Below are 16,276 nucleotides of genomic sequence, written 5' to 3' on the forward strand. Positions count from 1 at the left end.
TTTTAAAAGTAAAAGACGACGAAAAACCCTTTCTGTTACCCTTTTTTTTGATTTAAAAAAAATATAAAAAAATAAAAAACCGCCTCTAATAATAGAGGCGGTTTTCTATAATAACCAAATAGTAACACTAACCATCAACTATGAATAAAATTTGATTATTATAAAGTAACTAACTAACTAAATTTATGAAAATTCATATCCTTTTATATGTAAGACGAAGTGCTTTGATTTGTGTTACATTCATCGTTTATTTTTAACATTTTTCTGGTTATTTTTAACGTTTAAGTCTTTATTTGACGTCCTAATAAACCTATTTTTCTTATTTTAAATTCAAATAATATTCATGGATAAAAAAACATTAGTTCTGGGAGCATCCTTAAAGGCAAATAGATATTCTAACTTTGCTATTCATAAGTTGGTAACCCATGGTCATGAGGTTGCAGCTGTTGGATTAAAAAAAGGAGAAGTTGCAGGGATAAAAATTGAGACAGATATAAATAATGCAGAAAATATAGATACGATTACTTTGTATTTAAATCCTCTTAGGCAACAACCTTATTATGATAATATCATACAACTAAACCCAAGAAGAGTAATTTTTAATCCTGGAACAGAAAACCCTGAGTTTTATCAAAAACTTAAAGCAGCAAACATAGAAGTCGAGATTGCTTGTACGCTAGTATTACTTTCTACGGATCAATATTAAAATAGCAGACAACAATAATCCTAAAAAGGTCAAAAACCCATTAAGAATTAGGATAAAAAAACCAAATTTAAAACCGAACCATAGATCACTGTTTTCGCTAATGATATACGATAAAATTGGAGATAAGATTGCAATAATTGGGACTAAATTATCTTTTACTTTTAGTTTTGTAAATAATCCAAATGCATATAAACCTAATAGAGGACCGTATGTATATCCTGCAAAGACAAATAGTTTGGCGATTACACTTTCATCTTTTATAAGATACTTAAAAGCAATTATTACCAATACCAATATAAAAGAAAATAGAATATGGATCTTTTTTCGGGTCTTGACCTGATCTGCTGGGCTATATTTCTTTTCAATATCAAGGATATCTATACTAAAGGATGTGGTTAATGAGGTCAACGCACTATCAGCACTGCTATATGCAGCCGCAATAAGACCAAGTACAAAAAAGATAGCGATACCAAACCCTAATCCGCTTTGTGTAGCAATTACAGGAAAAAGCTGATCCTTATGAGCATCAATTCCATTTTGTGATGCGTATTGGGTAAGTAGTAATCCAAGACCCAAAAATATAAAGTTTACAATAGTTAATACAATAGTAAACCAGAACATATTTTTTTGTGCATCTTTCAAGTTTCGACAGGTAAGGTTTTTTTGCATCATATCCTGGTCTAGCCCAGTCATAACAATTGCTATAAATGCACCTGATAAAAATTGTTTCCAAAAATAATTAGCACTTTTAAAATCATCAAAAAAGAACATTTTCGAGAGATCACTTTCTAACACATAACCCAGTAGGTTTGATCCTTGAATCCCTAAATCATCTGATACATAATATATAGCTACGCCTACTGCAATAAGCATGAATAATGTTTGTAGAGTATCGGTCCATACAATCGTTTTAATTCCAGATTTAAAAGTGTATAGCCAGATTAATAATATAGTTATGATAACAGTAACCCAGAAAGGAACCCCCAAAGCATCAAAAAGAATAGATTGTAAAACATTAGCAACCAGAAATAATCTAAAACTTGCCCCGACTACTCGTGATAGTAAGAAAAACGAAGCTCCGGTTTTATATGAGTAATTACCAAAACGTTCGTCCAGATAGGTGTAAATTGAAGTTAAATTAAGTTTGTAATAAAGAGGAAGCAGTACAGTGCCAATAACAGTATACCCCAAAATATACCCTAATACTACCTGCATATAACTAAATTGTGAAGCTTCAATCCATCCTGGTACAGAGATAAAGGTTACGCCACTTAATGATGCTCCAATCATTCCAAAAGCTACGATATACCATGGAGATTGTCGATTAGCTTTAAAAAAAGCATCATTTCCTGAGTTTTTACCTGTGAAATAAGAGATAAGAAGAAGAATTCCAAAATAAGCCGCAATAAGGAGTAAGATGTGTAATGGTTGCATGAATTTCGGTTAAAAATGAATCCCCAAAATACAAATTAACCAGTAATGGTAAACCATAAAATCAAAACTATTTGTTTCTTACATCGCTTTCAACGACCCCATCACGAAGACGGATAACACGATGTGCATGTGTTGCAACTTCTTCTTCGTGAGTAACAAGAATAACGGTATTACCTGCAGCATGAATTTCATCAAAAAGTTGCATAATTTCTAATGAAGTTTTAGAATCAAGATTTCCGGTAGGCTCATCAGCCAATATTATCGAAGGTTTATTTACTAAGGCCCGACCAACAGCTACACGCTGTCGCTGACCTCCAGAGAGTTGATTGGGTTTGTGATCCATTCGATCAGATAAACCAACATCTGTGAGCACTTCTTCTGCTCTAATCGCCCTATCCTTTTTAGAAGTACCCGCATAGACCATGGGTAATGCAACGTTATCTAATGCAGTAGTTCTGGGTAATAAATTAAAAGTCTGAAATACAAAACCAATTTCGCGATTTCGAATATCAGCTAATTCATTATCGGTCATTTTACTAACATCGTTTCCGTTTAGATTATAAGTCCCGCCAGTTGGTGTGTCAAGACATCCCAGAAGATTCATTAGAGTAGATTTACCAGAGCCAGAAGGGCCCATTATTGCGAGATATTCTCCACGAGCAATATCAAGATCAATACCCTTAAGGACATATACTGTTTCTTGCCCTAATTGAAAGTTTCTGATAATTCCTCTAATTTCTATAACATTTCCCATATAGTAATCTTTACAGATTGTTAAGATACAATTTTAGACTATATGACGCAGTAGATAAAAAGTTGTTACACTCTAATTGTAAAATGTTCTTTTATCAACTCTATGTATTGCTATAGTATAGGCTGGTGGTTAAAAGTAAGTTAAAAAATAAATCCCTCTAACCCTCTTAATAATACTATGATTTTTGTCATTTTATGCATTTCATGTTACGATTAATTTTGCTTCGGAATTTAACTAACAATAATAAATATGAAAGCACTAAAACGCCCCGAACCCATCAATGTAGAGATCGTCTTAGATCCTAAAGAAACAATCATGAGTAAGACTGACTCTAAAGGGATAATAGAATATGCGAATGATTATTTTATGGAAGTCTGTGGATATGAAGAGCAAGAATTAATAGGCCAACCTCATAATGTGATTCGTCATCCCGATATGCCTAAAGTTATTTTTAAGTGGTTGTGGGAACACTTGCTGGCAAAGAAAAATATACACGCTTTGGTTAAGAATCTGGCAAAAGATGGTAGATATTACTGGGTAATTACAGATTTTGATGTAAAACTAAATGATGATGGACAGATCACTTCTTTTTTTGCTAGAAGAAAGGCTCCGCCTAGAAAGACAATTGAAAAAATAGATAATCTTTATAAAAAACTTTTGGCTATTGAAGCGGCTAGTGGTGTAGATACTGCAGAAAAATACCTAGTTGGATTTCTAGAAGAAAAAAGAATGAGTTATGATGAGTTTGTTGAGGAAATTTGTTTGTCTGGAGAGACAAAACCTTATGACCCAAAAGATTTACAATATCATAAACGAAGAACGATATTTTCAAGAATGTTTAGATAATATATGATAGTATTTATGGTACAATAATTACTTTTTTAAAATTTTATATGAGTGGGTAAACTCATGTGATTTAGTTTATGTTTAGATGTAAAAACCTAAAGACTAATTTAGTTTTTAGGTTTTTTTATGCTCTAATTATAAAGTGTTCTTTTGCTTGTTCATTTCTAATAAACACAAAACCAAGATGAAAAGTATCAATAGTTACGATGATTTTTGAGTGCTTTTTTATTGTTTCCCATAAAATGATATTAGCTTCAGATTTATATATAGAATTGAGTATGATAACACTGTCATTATGCATCTTAGATAGTAATAATTCTATGTTTAATTGATATTGTAACTGGTTTATATCGAGATAAATCATGTCGTAATCTTTCTTAGATTGTATAATATGATCAGTCGAAATCAAATTCTCTACTGATAAAATCTCTGATATAAAATCCAAATCTGTCAAGATGAGAACGTTTTTAAGATCAAAATATGGGACTATACGATTTAGAAGTTTAGCAGTACGATAGCTAACAGAAATTTTTTTATTGGCCTTTTTATATGCTGATTTTATAGATAAATATGCTTTTCGTTTTTCTGTGTTATAAAAACATCTAGTGATCAAATTATATACAAAAGGTGAATGCACACCATGTTGATTGGTAGATTTGAAAAGAAATCTGAGGTATGCTTTTATTTTGAAGTACATTTTTTAGTCTAAATCAAAAATCCAACACTATAAATCATGTCATTCTTCCATTTTTTCAGAAAGCTCAAACCATCGCATTTCGTTTTCTTCAATTTGCTGAATGATTTTCTGAAGTTTTTGGGATTCAGTATTTATTTTTTCTTCATCTAGGCTGCCTTCGGCAAAAAGGCTTTCGATTTCTTTCTTTTGCAGCTCTAATTTTTTAAGCTCTCGTTCAATTTTACTAAATTCTTTTTGCTCATTATAAGAAAGAGCAGCTTTATTATCCTTTTTCCAGGTGTTTTTGGCTTTTGTATCTGTAGTAGTATCAGATGTTTTTACCTCGACTTCTTTACTGTCTTCATAAATACGATAATCGGTATAATTACCGGGAAAATCCTGAATAACACCATTGCCTCTAAATACGAATAAATGATCTACGATCTTATCCATAAAATAACGATCATGGGATACTACAATCAAACATCCCGGAAAATCTAATAAGAAATTTTCGAGGACATTAAGTGTTACAATATCTAAATCATTGGTTGGCTCATCAAGAATCAAAAAATTAGGATTTTGAATTAAAACAGTACATAGGTATAATCTTTTACGTTCACCCCCGCTTAATTTTTCTACAAAATCATATTGTTTTTTTCGGTCAAACAAAAAACGTTCGAGCAGTTGTTGTGCAGAAATTTGTCGTCCTTTTTTTAAAGGAATGTAATCTCCAAATTCTCGAATTACCTCGATAACTTTTTGCCCTTCTTTGATCGTTATACCGCTTTGTGTATAATATCCAAATTTTATAGTGTCGCCAATCACAATTTTCCCATGATCAGGAGTGATCGAACCTGTAATCATGTTTAGAAAAGTAGATTTACCTGTTCCATTTTTACCAATGATACCAATACGTTCTCCTTTTTTGAAAACATATTCAAATTGGTCTAACAAGATAAGTTCATCAAAACGTTTAGAGACTTTATGAAGCTCGAGAACCTTACTCCCCATACGTTCCATATTAATCTCGAGTTGAACTTCGTGATCATTACGACGTTTATGAGCACGTTCTTTGATTTCAAAGAAATCATCAATTCTAGATTTGGATTTGGTAGTACGTGCCTTTGGTTGACGACGCATCCAGTCTAATTCTTTTTTGTAAAGTTGCTTGGCTTTATCTGTTGTAATTTGCTCATTTACAACCCTAGCTTCTTTATTAGCCAGGTAATAAGCATAATTACCTTTGTAGCTATAGAGTTGACCATTTTCTAATTCTATAATCTCATTACATACATTTTCTAGAAAATAACGATCATGAGTCACCATGAATAGCGTAAAATTCTCTTTGGCAAAATACTCTTCTAGCCATTCTATCATTTCTAAATCCAGATGGTTGGTAGGCTCATCGAGGTATAATAGATTGGGTTTGCTTAATAATATATTTGCCAGGGCTAATCGTTTCTTTTGCCCACCAGATAATTCGCTTACTTTTTTGTTGAGGTCGTCTAGTTTAAGTTTAAAAAGTATTTGTTTATACTGTGTTTCAAAATCCCAGGCATTTATAGCATCCATTTTTTCAAATGCTAGCTGATAGCTCTCTACATCATCAGGATTTAATAATGCTTTTTCATAAGTGTTAATCACTTGAAGAATATCATTGTCTGAAGCAAAAATAGTTTGTTCAATAGTAAGAGTAGGATCCAGATTAGGTTCCTGAGGTAAAAAGGCTACTTTTAGATTTTTGCGGTATACAACTTGCCCTTCGTCTGGCTCTTCATCACCGGCGACAATATCGAGGAGAGAGGTTTTTCCAGTTCCGTTTTTTGCAACAAAACCAATTTTTTGCCCTTCGTTAATTCCGAAAGAAATGTTTTTAAAAAGGATACGCTCTCCGAATCCTTTAGCGATATTTTCTACTGATACGTAATTCACAATTTTTTATAAAGCTGCAAAGGTACAAGGTTTATAAGTTACAAAGAAGCAAAGTTTTGAAGTTTCTGTATTGCGAAACAATAAATAGAAGATTTATTACAGTATTAATGTTTTATAGCGGTTAATTTTAATCGCCTTATTATTTATTAAAATATAAGAATTATGTGTTGTTATAACTCAAAATAAATTCATTAAATCTAATAGGAGTAATTTTTTTGTGAGATACAGCTACTTAGGATTAACTACAGTAATTTAATACGAGTTACAGGAATTTTTATATCTTTCGGGGGATTATTTACACACTACAATCATTTTTTACTAGGGTAATATACGGGCGAGATATATGTTGGATTATACTTAATTCTTAAATAGCAGACATAAGAGTTTGAGAGAGGCGGTGTTATGATGCTCTTTTGATGTCACACTTATTGTACAGATTTTTATGTGCTTAGTACTAAGGTTACTTTTATTTTAAACAATTAATGTATTACTTTTTTTACCTATTATAAATGAGAAAAACACTACTTTATTTATTTGCCTTGTTTTTTACTCTGTTATCCTTTGCTCAAGGAACTTATAGAGACGAATTTGGATCTGTATCATATGCAAACAATGATGGGACATTAAATTGGGCAGGAAACTGGAATGAAATCGAGCCTTTTGATTTTAATAATGACCCAGCTGGTGGTTTTGTAAGTATTAATGGTAATCGACTTAGATTTAGATGGATCTGGTCTGAAACTATAAGCAGAACAGCAAATTTATCCGGAGCAACAAGTGCTACACTTTCTTTTAATTGGGAAACATCTAGTCTGGAAGCAGGAGAGGAGCTTGCTATTAGAGCATCTAGTGATGGGACTAATTTTACTACTCTAGCAACATTTGGAGGTACTCAATCTGGTTTTTATAGTGTAGATATTTCAGCATATATTTCTGCTAATACAACAATTCGTTTTGATAATGTTGGAAACAACTGGGATACTAATAATGATAGAGTTTTTATCGATAATGTTCAGATTTTAAATGCGGTAACTGTTAATCAGCCTCCTACTATTGTAGTTAGTGGTGATCAGCATTTTTGTCCTAACTCTACCAATTCTAAACCAGTAGTACAATCAGTTACTATTACTGATCCCGATGATACAACTGCTGATGAAATTTCAATACAAATATCATCAGGATATGTTAATGGGCAAGATTTGTTAACATTAACTGGTAGTCACCCTAGTATAACAAGTTCTTGGAATGCAACAGAAGGGAGATTATTTCTTACTGGCCCGGCTACATTTGCCGAATTTGAAGCGGCAATTTTAGCTGTAGTATATTCGACAAGTGCACCTAATCCTCCCGAATTAAAAGAATTTTCTATTGTGATAGGGAATGCGCTTTTCCTGCCTGAGACTGGACATTTTTATGAATTCGTATCAGATGCAGGGATTCGCTGGGATGATGCAAGAGATGATGCCGCTACAAGAACATATTTTGGGTTACAAGGTTATTTAGTTACATTAACTAGTGCCGCTGAAGCTGCTTTTGCAGGATCGCAGATAACTGGTAATGGATGGATAGGAGCAAATGACGAAGCAGCAGAAGGACAATGGACATGGGTTACCGGTCCAGAAGCGGGAACTCTTTTTTGGACAGGAAATCAAACTGGATCTGTTGTTCCTGGTGAATTTGCATTTTGGAATACGGGAGAACCTAACAATTGTTGTGGAGGGGAAGATTATGCGCATATTACAGCACCAGGTATCGGGATTCCTAATTCATGGAATGACTTGCCTATTGCTGGCGGAGGAGGGGCATATGCATCACAAGGTTATATTGTAGAATATGGTGGTATGCCAGGAGATATACCTTTACAGATATCTGGAGTTACTAGATTAAGAATAAGTTGCTCTGTGATTACCAATAGACAGCGAACTTATAGAGTAAATAACTAAGTTCTATTTGTTAGGAGGTTAAAGACATTTTTCTTTTCCGTCGGGTTACAGAAAAAAGGAATATAAAAATCGAGAGAAATATCGAAACTCTAGCCAGATAGTTCCCTGCTTTCACATAGAATGTGATCTTGTTATTTGCGATAAGAGTTCCTTTTAGTGCTCCTTGTTTTTCATAATCTAATTTTGCTACGATATCTCCTGTTTGGTTAATAATAGCAGAAATTCCTGTATTAGCACTTCGGGCAATGCTTCTTCGGGTTTCGATGGCTCTTAATCTAGCATAAGATAAATGTTGTCTATGTCCTTGAGTATTACCCCACCAGGCATCATTGGTAATAATTGCCAGAAAATTTGCCTTGTTTCTAATATACCCCGTGGCAAATTCTCCATATATACTTTCATAGCAGATTAAAGTTCCTACTCCAATACTATCTTTAGAGAAGAATACTTCTCGATCTTCTTGAGTAGTTTTTTTAGCGACGGTTCCACCAAGATCAATCATAGCATCTCCAAAAATGGGTTTTAAGACACTTTGGTACGGGAAATTTTCTACACCAACAACAAGTTTACTTTTGTGATATAACTCACCGGTTCCATCGGGGCGAACAAAAAATGCAGAATTATAGTCATCATAATAAATCCCTTCTTTATAAGTATTCGTTTGCCTGCGAATTTTACTTGGATCATTAAATACATCAATTAATGATATCCCTGATAATACATTTGCGTTAGGGTATTGGTTAAGTATTCGATGTGCAGTTTTTTTAGCAATAGAACTAGAGAACTTAGTAAGTCTGTTATTATCTGCAAAAACAGTTTCTGGGGCAATAATAAAATCTGTTTTTGAAGTAGCAACGGTATTCGTTAACGAGTCTAATAATTTACCTATTCGATTATCTGTGGTGTTGTATTTTTCGGTATATGGATTTATGTTTGGCTGTAGAATAACCACTTCGATATCACTTCCTTCTTCTTCATAAGTTTTTAGAATAATAAATGATACTATAATTGGAATTAGAATGATCAACCCATTGCGAATGGCAGATCTGTATAGAATAGTTTTATCTTTGTGTTCTTTAAAAAGTAGTATGCTTTTAAAAACACTAATGTTGATAATCCAAATCCAAAGTGTGCCACCAAAAGTTCCTGTATATTCATACCATTGTATCCAAGAAGTAAAACTCGCAAATCCATTGCCCAGATTAAGCCAGGGCCATGAGAATTCCCATTGTAGATGCATATATTCAAAAGACATCCAAAAACAAACAAGAAATATACTGCTAATTGTAAATGTGGTTCTTTTAGCAACAATATGGTAGATTAAAAACACCAAAGTCATCACCAGGCTATTTACAATTTCTGCAAACCACATACCGAATGGAGTAGAATTATAAATCCACCAGGTGGTAATCATATTCCAAATGAAAAACGTGAGAAAAGCAAGGCCAAAAATCTGACTTTTGCTGTATTTATGTTTGCGAACACTATATTCTGCAATCAAAAGAGGGACAAACCCAAAGAATAAAAATAAAGGAAAACCATAAGTTGGCCAGCTAATGGCAAGCAGGAGACCCGAAATAATAGACAGAATGATGTTTCTCATAAAAAAAGCTTCCTTATTAATAACGAAATTAAACTTATTTAGTTACAAATAATATAATTGAATGTTTCTTTTTTGTAACGTTTGGTAATGGATAACCTTTTAAGTATTCAAACCAGCGATTCGGTATAATTCCTCTCCATGCGATATTTATAAGTTCATTACTTAAAATTTGTATCTCATTTCAAGGGGTATAGAGTTGTTTTTCTGATATTTTTTCTAGATTTTTTTATGTTTTGGTAGTTTGATATTTGTGAAAATTAATAGTGGTCAAAATTTATAAATTTATACCTCATTTTCAGCGGTATATAGCTGTTTCCCTTGTATTTCTAATAGCCTTTGTTCTATATTTGATTCCGTTGCTAATACTTTTTAATTATACAATCGAGTGATTGTTAGGGAAAAGAAAAGTACACGTTTCAATTAGAGAAGCAATATATCTGGTGTGTAAAAAACACGATCAATTTTATCTTATAAATATTAGTAAATGGGTAATCATATCCAAATAAGTATGACCATCGGATTTGATTTTCTTTATCGAAGATCTTGAAGAAAAAACACATCAGTTAATGATTCCTATAAAAGAAATCTACGCAGTAGCGTAAACAAGCAAAGTTCTAAAATGAACTTTGAATATAAAAATATTCTCTCGCGAGGAATAGACACATATGGTGAGTGTCTTAAAATGTTCACCACAAATGTAAATATTGAATATTTAAATTATGAAAAAATCAATTTTGAATTTAGGAAAAGTTATAAATAAAGCTAAACAAAAAACTATTAATGGTGGAGGTATGGAAGCTTCTTGTGAAGAATTAGGATGGAACGAATCAACTTGTAAATATGGATCATCGGCTTCTGATATCAATTATCTTAAATGTTGTTAAAAATTAAATCATTCTAAAATGAAAAAATCAATTTTGAATTTAGGAAAAGCTTTAAGTAAAGCAGAACAAAAATCAATTAATGGAGGAATTGCCCCATATTTATGTACACTAGGAGACCCATGCTATATTTTTATGGGACCAATATGTACAGATGTATGTATGCATGATCCTGGAGGGAGGTAGAGTATAAAATTAATTCTACAACTTATATGTTTAAAAGTAAACAATCATTGTTTTAAGTTCATATTACTGTAGGTTATTGATAACTTGGCTGCAGTTGCTTTTACTAAAAAGCAACTCAGCTTTTTTTAAAGAACTTACTAAAGTTTTCCTAAATACATAATAAAAAATCAAAAGTGAATATAAATTACTGTTTTTCAATAAGATATATTATATTCGTTGTGTTTTGTTACCCCACCCCCTCAACTTAACTCAGAATAAACTAAAAGTTGAAACCCATTTGATATAGTGTTATTAATAGTGGGTTTACTCTTTTTTTATTATGAGTTTGGAAGAAAACAACCGGTTATTACTACTTCATTCTATATATGAAAATATAAAATGCTTTTTAAAGCTTTTGTATTATAGACAATATTCTTTTCGAAAAATATAGACACAAACGATGAGTGTCTTAAAACAGTTGTCGTAAAAATTAATCTTAAAACTTATATTATGAAAAATCACATTTTGAACTTGGGTAAAATTTTAACCAAAACTCAACAAAAACAAATTAATGGAGGCGATTTTAATCCTTGTCCTTGTAGCTCTGAATATGAATTATATTCTGACGGTTCATGTTCATATTCAGCAAGTGGAACATCTTGGGGGGCTCCTTTTCCAGGGGGTAGATGTCTAGGCACTCTACAAAACGATTTTTGTTGTGTTTAAGCAAATCATTCTCCTTTATTCATAGAAAACGATGAGTGTCTTAAAAACGGTTGTCGTAAAAAAATAATCTTAAAACCTATATCATGAAAAATCACATTTTAAACTTGGGTAAAATTTTAACCAAAACTCAACAAAAACAAATTAACGGAGGTAGATGTCAAAATGCATTTCAATGTTGGGAGGCGGCAAATTTTTTTGGACCAGAAGACGCATATGCATGTATTAATGGAAATTGCGGACTTAATCCAGGCCCACTTTAATTACTGGAGTGTGAAAAATCAAATTTAAACTTAAGAAAAGTTTAGATAAAGCGGAACAAAAAATAATTAATACAGAAAATCTTATATCTGGTGAATGCAATCTCCAAAAATAGAATAGTACAATTCTTATATGTAAAGTTCTATGCCGAAATAGATATACTTGATAATAGACACAAACGATGAGTGTCTTAAAATGTTTGTCGTAAAAAATAATCTTAAAACTTATATTATGAAAAATCACATTTTGAACTTGGGTACAGTTTTAACCAAAACTCAACAAAAACAAATTAGTGGAGGAAGACCAGTTAATTGTTACCATCACGCAATTTGTCCACCAATTGATGAGCCAGATTCGTGTATAATTTATGGTAATGTATGTCATGTACTATAGGTAGTAGATGGTCCTAGGTGATAATTCCAAATTTCCAATTTACTATAGAATTCCCCGAGGCTCTGCCCCGGGGAATTTTCTTTAGGGCTAAAAAGCATATTTTTAAGTGTTCATTAGAGAAAATAGTTTACTATTTTTGCACAAAATCAGACTTCATGCTTATTAAAAGACAAATTCCAAACTTCATAACACTTCTTAATCTTTTTTGCGGATGTATTGCTGTTATTTTTGCTGTTTTGGGACAACTAGAGTTTACGGCATTATTTGTAATGTTGGGTATAGGATTTGACTTTTTTGATGGTTTTGCAGCTAGAATATTAGATGTTAAGAGTGAGCTGGGTTTACAGCTTGATTCTTTGGCAGATATGGTTACCAGTGGGGTTGCTCCTGGTATTGTGATGTACCAATTATTATCACAAGTTTTTGGAAAACCATTTTATGCAGCTCCCGGTTCTTGGGATGCAGAACAGGTTTTAGCGAGTTTTGATATGTCTTACGTGTCCTTGCTTGGCTTGTTGATAACTTTGGCTTCTGCATATCGACTGGCTAAATTTAATATAGACACTCGCCAAACTAATTCATTTATTGGTTTGCCAACACCAGCAAATACATTATTAATTATTAGCTTACCATTAATACTTAAGTTTCAGCAAGAACCTTGGATTTTAGAGATTATCCTTAATAAATGGTTTTTGATTGGTTTAACCTTGCTAAGTTGTTATTTGCTCAATGCAGAGATTCCTCTATTTGCTTTAAAGTTTAAAAGCTGGGGATTTGCAGAAAATAAAGTTCGTTATATTTTTATAATACTTACCGTTATATTAATTGTACTCTTGAAATTTATAGCAATACCATGTGGGATACTACTTTATATTTTGATGTCGGTTTTCTTAAAGAATAAGTTAGTTTAATTGAAGTCTAACTTCTTTTTTCTAAGTTCAAAATTTTGTCCCAGATATACTTTACGTACCATTTCATCCTCGGCCAATTCTTCGGGGATACCTGCTTTTAGGATACTTCCTTCAAACATCAGATACGTTCTATCTGTTATTGCAAGGGTCTCTTGCACATTATGATCAGTAATAAGAATACCGATGTTCTTATTTTTTAACTGAGCAACGATACGTTGTATATCTTCAACAGCTACTGGGTCTACTCCGGCAAAAGGTTCATCCAAAAGTATAAAATTAGGGTCTGTTGCCAGTGCCCGTGCTATCTCTGTACGACGACGTTCACCACCACTTAGCAAATCACCACGGTTTTTACGGATATGCCCTAAACCAAATTCTTCGATAAGTGCTTCCATTTTATGCAATTGCTCTTTCTTAGAAAGTTTAGTAAGTTGAAGTACACTTAATATATTATCTTCAATACTTAATTTTCTAAATACAGAAGCTTCCTGAGCCAAATAGCCAATACCGTTTTGTGCACGTTTATACATTGGGTATTTGGTTATATCTGTGTTTTCTAATGTAATTTTCCCTCCGTTAGGTTTTACTAAACCAACAATCATATAAAACGAAGTTGTTTTACCGGCACCATTAGGCCCTAGAAGTCCAACAATTTCTCCTTGATTAACTTCCAGAGAAATTCCTTTTACTACTTTTCTACCTTTATATGATTTTACAAGATTATCTGCTTTTAACTTCATATCAGAATGACTTCTTTATATAATGGGTGTTGCTAAAATAAGGTCGTAAATTTACACTATTCTTTTTAACCACTATAAACTTATGAAGCTTTTGCTTCAAGTGCGTCCCAAAACTCATAAGCACGGCGCAAATGAGGGATAACAATAGTGCCTCCTACTAGTGTAGCAATGCTAAGAGATTCAACTACTTCTTCTTTTGTTAACCCTTCTTTATGACAGGTTTCAAGATGATAGCGTACACAGTCGTCACAGCGCAACACAATAGATGCCACTAGCCCTAATAATTCTTTGGTTTTTACATTTAGAGCACCTTCCATGTAGGCATTAGTATCCAGATTAAAGATTCTCTTGATTATTTTATTATTATCCTCCAGAATACGAGAATTCATTTTCTCTCTGTAGCTGTTGAATTCGTCAACTATATCACTCATTTAGATTGTTTTTGTAATTTTTTCTTTTCTTTTTTTATAACAGTTTTAGATATAAAAATACTTACCTCATATAATATTAAAACAGGAATAGCAACAATAACCTGACTAGCAATATCGGGTGGTGTGATTACGGCAGATAATATTAATACAATTACTAAAGCAAATTTTCTGTATTTTCTTAGGAATTCTGGAGTAACCAATCCTACCTTAGTAAGGAAAAACATAATAATAGGAAGTTCGAATATTAATCCACAAGCAATTACTGAAGCCCTTATCAGTGCTATATAGCTATCAATATCGAATTCGTTAAGAACTTCTTTACTTACTTGATATCCTCCTAAGAAATTAATGGATAATGGTGTGATCACGTAGTATCCAAAAAGTACTCCCAGAAAAAATAAACAAGAACAGATAATGATGAATCCTTTAGAATTCTTTTTCTCTTTATCATACAATGCTGGAGAAATGAATTTCCAGAATTCATATAATACATAAGGAAATGCTATAATAAAACCTGCTGTTATAGAAGTCCAGATATGAACAGAGAATTGACCGGCTACTTTTCTGCTCTGTACACTGAAAGGTAATTCTTTAAAACATAAACTTTCATCTAAACCTAGAAGTTTAGATAAATTACAGAGACCATTATAGGTAGGGAAATCTGGTTTTTTTGGACCAAAAATCAAGACGTCAAAGATGAATTCTTTTGATATAAAAGCTATGATTCCGGCAATGAGTACTGCAACAGTAGCTCTAATTAAATGCCAGCGTAGCTCTTCTAGATGATCTAGAAAAGACATAGACTGAGGGTCTTTTTGAGTAGTGTTGTCAGCCATTATAAAATACCTTCTCTCATTAAATCATGAATGTGTAGCAGTCCCACATATTTACCATCTTTTTCTGCTAATAATTGAGTTATAGAGTTTTCCTCTAATTTCTCAAGGGCATCAACTGCCATAGCATCATTATCAATACGTTTGGGATTAGGAGACATGATATCTTTAGCGATCAAGCCTTCAAACGAAGAAGTCCCTTTTGTTAGCATTCTACGCAAATCCCCATCTGTTATAATACCAAGGATAGTTCCATTTTCTGTAACTGCTGTGGCTCCTAGTCTTTTTTCTGTCATTTCAACAATTACACTATTTATATTAGATTCTGGAGATACTTCGGGTTTTTCATTTTGAGATGTGATATCACTTACTCGAAGATATAATTTTTTCCCTAATGCACCCCCTGGATGATATTTGGCAAAATCCCTGCTAGAAAACCCTTGTAGGTGTAATAAGCAAACCGCCAGTGCATCTCCTATAACTAGTTGTGCAGTAGTACTTGTAGTAGGAGCTAGGTTATTAGGACATGCTTCTTTTTCTACATAAGCATGCAATACGTAATCAGCTTCCTGACCTAAAAAAGACTCTTTATTAGCTGTAATACCAATTAAAGGGTTTTTAAAATTTTTAATCAAAGGAACCAGAACTTTTATTTCTGGGGTATTCCCACTTTTAGAAATACAAATAACGATATCATCTTCGAGAATATTTCCTAAATCACCATGAATGGCATCGGCAGCATGCATAAAAACTGCAGGTGTACCTGTAGAATTCATTGTAGCAACAATTTTGGTGGCAATAATAGCACTTTTGCCTATACCAGTTATAATAACTCTACCTTTTGAGTTATGTATGGTTTCTACAGCATCAGAAAATTCTTTATCAATGAGCTCTTCTAGGTAAGCAATTGCACGAGCTTCCTCGGCAACGGTCTTTTTGGCATATGAGATTATAGTGTCTTGGGTATTCAAAATTTAAAAAATTTTCGTGTTATAAATAAAGATTTTATTATCTTTAATTTACGCAAAGGTATACAATACCTTA

The 16,276-nt window shown here is 32.6% G+C and carries 17 protein-coding genes; 8 read left to right on the plus strand and 9 right to left on the minus strand.

The window, feature by feature from the left end; translation table 11 throughout:
• The first annotated feature begins 343 nt into the window (after positions 1-343).
• Positions 344-706 (plus strand): CoA-binding protein, encoded by a 363-nt coding sequence (locus DG435_RS11525; RefSeq protein WP_106794517.1) that lies wholly within the window; start codon positions 344-346, stop codon positions 704-706.
• On the opposite strand, the gene DG435_RS11530 is transcribed toward DG435_RS11525, so the two are convergent.
• Together DG435_RS11530 and DG435_RS11535 are read right to left on the minus strand one after the other, a co-directional pair.
• Positions 683-2,140, minus strand: coding sequence for a sodium:solute symporter (locus DG435_RS11530; protein WP_106794516.1), 1,458 nt, complete (start codon positions 2,138-2,140; stop codon positions 683-685). The genes DG435_RS11525 and DG435_RS11530 overlap by 24 nt on opposite strands.
• 67 nt (positions 2,141-2,207) lie before the next feature.
• Entirely contained in the window at positions 2,208-2,894 is a 687-nt protein-coding gene (locus DG435_RS11535; RefSeq protein WP_106794515.1) for an ABC transporter ATP-binding protein, read from the minus strand.
• 249 nt (positions 2,895-3,143) lie between these two features.
• On the opposite strand from DG435_RS11535, the gene DG435_RS11540 reads away from it, so the two are divergent.
• Positions 3,144-3,740, plus strand: coding sequence for a PAS domain-containing protein (locus DG435_RS11540; RefSeq protein ID WP_106794514.1), 597 nt, complete (start codon positions 3,144-3,146; stop codon positions 3,738-3,740).
• A gap of 124 nt (positions 3,741-3,864) precedes the next feature.
• Here the strand turns inward: DG435_RS11540 and DG435_RS11545 are convergent, their stop codons facing one another.
• Together DG435_RS11545 and DG435_RS11550 are read right to left on the minus strand one after the other, a co-directional pair.
• A complete protein-coding gene (locus DG435_RS11545) occupies positions 3,865-4,437 on the minus strand; it encodes a hypothetical protein (RefSeq protein WP_106794513.1) in 573 nt (190 codons plus the stop codon).
• 39 nt (positions 4,438-4,476) lie between these two features.
• Positions 4,477-6,348 carry an ABC-F family ATP-binding cassette domain-containing protein gene (locus DG435_RS11550; protein ID WP_106794512.1) on the minus strand — a complete coding sequence of 624 codons (1,872 nt, stop codon included), beginning with the start codon at positions 6,346-6,348 and terminating at the stop codon, positions 4,477-4,479.
• Positions 6,349-6,857: 509 nt separating this feature from the next.
• Here DG435_RS11550 and DG435_RS11555 point away from each other — a divergent pair.
• On the plus strand, positions 6,858-8,291 hold the full coding sequence (locus DG435_RS11555; RefSeq protein ID WP_106794511.1) for a C-type lectin domain-containing protein: 1,434 nt from the start codon (positions 6,858-6,860) through the stop codon (positions 8,289-8,291).
• 10 nt (positions 8,292-8,301) lie between these two features.
• Here the strand turns inward: DG435_RS11555 and lnt are convergent, their stop codons facing one another.
• A complete protein-coding gene (lnt, locus tag DG435_RS11560) occupies positions 8,302-9,894 on the minus strand; it encodes an apolipoprotein N-acyltransferase (protein WP_106794510.1) in 1,593 nt (530 codons plus the stop codon).
• Positions 9,895-10,613: 719 nt separating this feature from the next.
• Between lnt and DG435_RS25515 the strand changes: the two genes are divergently transcribed.
• The 5 genes from DG435_RS25515 (at position 10,614) to DG435_RS11570 (ending at position 13,228) form a co-directional block, all read left to right on the plus strand.
• Positions 10,614-10,778 (plus strand): hypothetical protein, encoded by a 165-nt coding sequence (locus tag DG435_RS25515; RefSeq protein ID WP_159025749.1) that lies wholly within the window; start codon positions 10,614-10,616, stop codon positions 10,776-10,778.
• Positions 10,779-10,796: 18 nt separating this feature from the next.
• Entirely contained in the window at positions 10,797-10,961 is a 165-nt protein-coding gene (locus DG435_RS25520) for a hypothetical protein (protein ID WP_159025748.1), read from the plus strand.
• 788 nt (positions 10,962-11,749) lie between these two features.
• Positions 11,750-11,926, plus strand: a complete 177-nt coding sequence (locus tag DG435_RS25525; protein ID WP_159025747.1) for a hypothetical protein — start codon at positions 11,750-11,752, stop codon at positions 11,924-11,926.
• A gap of 229 nt (positions 11,927-12,155) precedes the next feature.
• A complete protein-coding gene (locus DG435_RS25530) occupies positions 12,156-12,317 on the plus strand; it encodes a hypothetical protein (RefSeq protein WP_159025746.1) in 162 nt (53 codons plus the stop codon).
• Between the two features lie 155 nt (positions 12,318-12,472).
• Entirely contained in the window at positions 12,473-13,228 is a 756-nt protein-coding gene (locus DG435_RS11570; RefSeq protein ID WP_106794509.1) for a phosphatidylcholine/phosphatidylserine synthase, read from the plus strand.
• On the opposite strand, the gene lptB is transcribed toward DG435_RS11570, so the two are convergent.
• The 4 genes from lptB to DG435_RS11590 all read right to left on the minus strand — a co-directional run bounded on the left by lptB (position 13,225) and on the right by DG435_RS11590 (position 16,203).
• Complete coding sequence (gene lptB / locus DG435_RS11575) at positions 13,225-13,968, minus strand: LPS export ABC transporter ATP-binding protein (protein WP_024768830.1); 744 nt, start codon at positions 13,966-13,968, stop codon at positions 13,225-13,227. The genes DG435_RS11570 and lptB overlap by 4 nt on opposite strands.
• 80 nt (positions 13,969-14,048) lie before the next feature.
• Positions 14,049-14,399 (minus strand): carboxymuconolactone decarboxylase family protein, encoded by a 351-nt coding sequence (locus DG435_RS11580; RefSeq protein ID WP_024768829.1) that lies wholly within the window; start codon positions 14,397-14,399, stop codon positions 14,049-14,051.
• Positions 14,396-15,235 carry a twin-arginine translocase subunit TatC gene (gene tatC / locus DG435_RS11585; RefSeq protein ID WP_106794508.1) on the minus strand — a complete coding sequence of 280 codons (840 nt, stop codon included), beginning with the start codon at positions 15,233-15,235 and terminating at the stop codon, positions 14,396-14,398. The genes DG435_RS11580 and tatC overlap by 4 nt, the downstream gene beginning before the upstream one ends.
• Positions 15,235-16,203 carry an SIS domain-containing protein gene (locus DG435_RS11590; protein ID WP_106794507.1) on the minus strand — a complete coding sequence of 323 codons (969 nt, stop codon included), beginning with the start codon at positions 16,201-16,203 and terminating at the stop codon, positions 15,235-15,237. Before DG435_RS11590 ends, tatC begins: the two co-directional genes overlap by 1 nt.
• Between the last annotated feature and the right edge of the window lie 73 nt (positions 16,204-16,276).

Origin of the sequence: Aquimarina sp. Aq78, from assembly GCF_900299525.1 — a bacterium.
GTDB lineage: Bacteria > Bacteroidota > Bacteroidia > Flavobacteriales > Flavobacteriaceae > Aquimarina.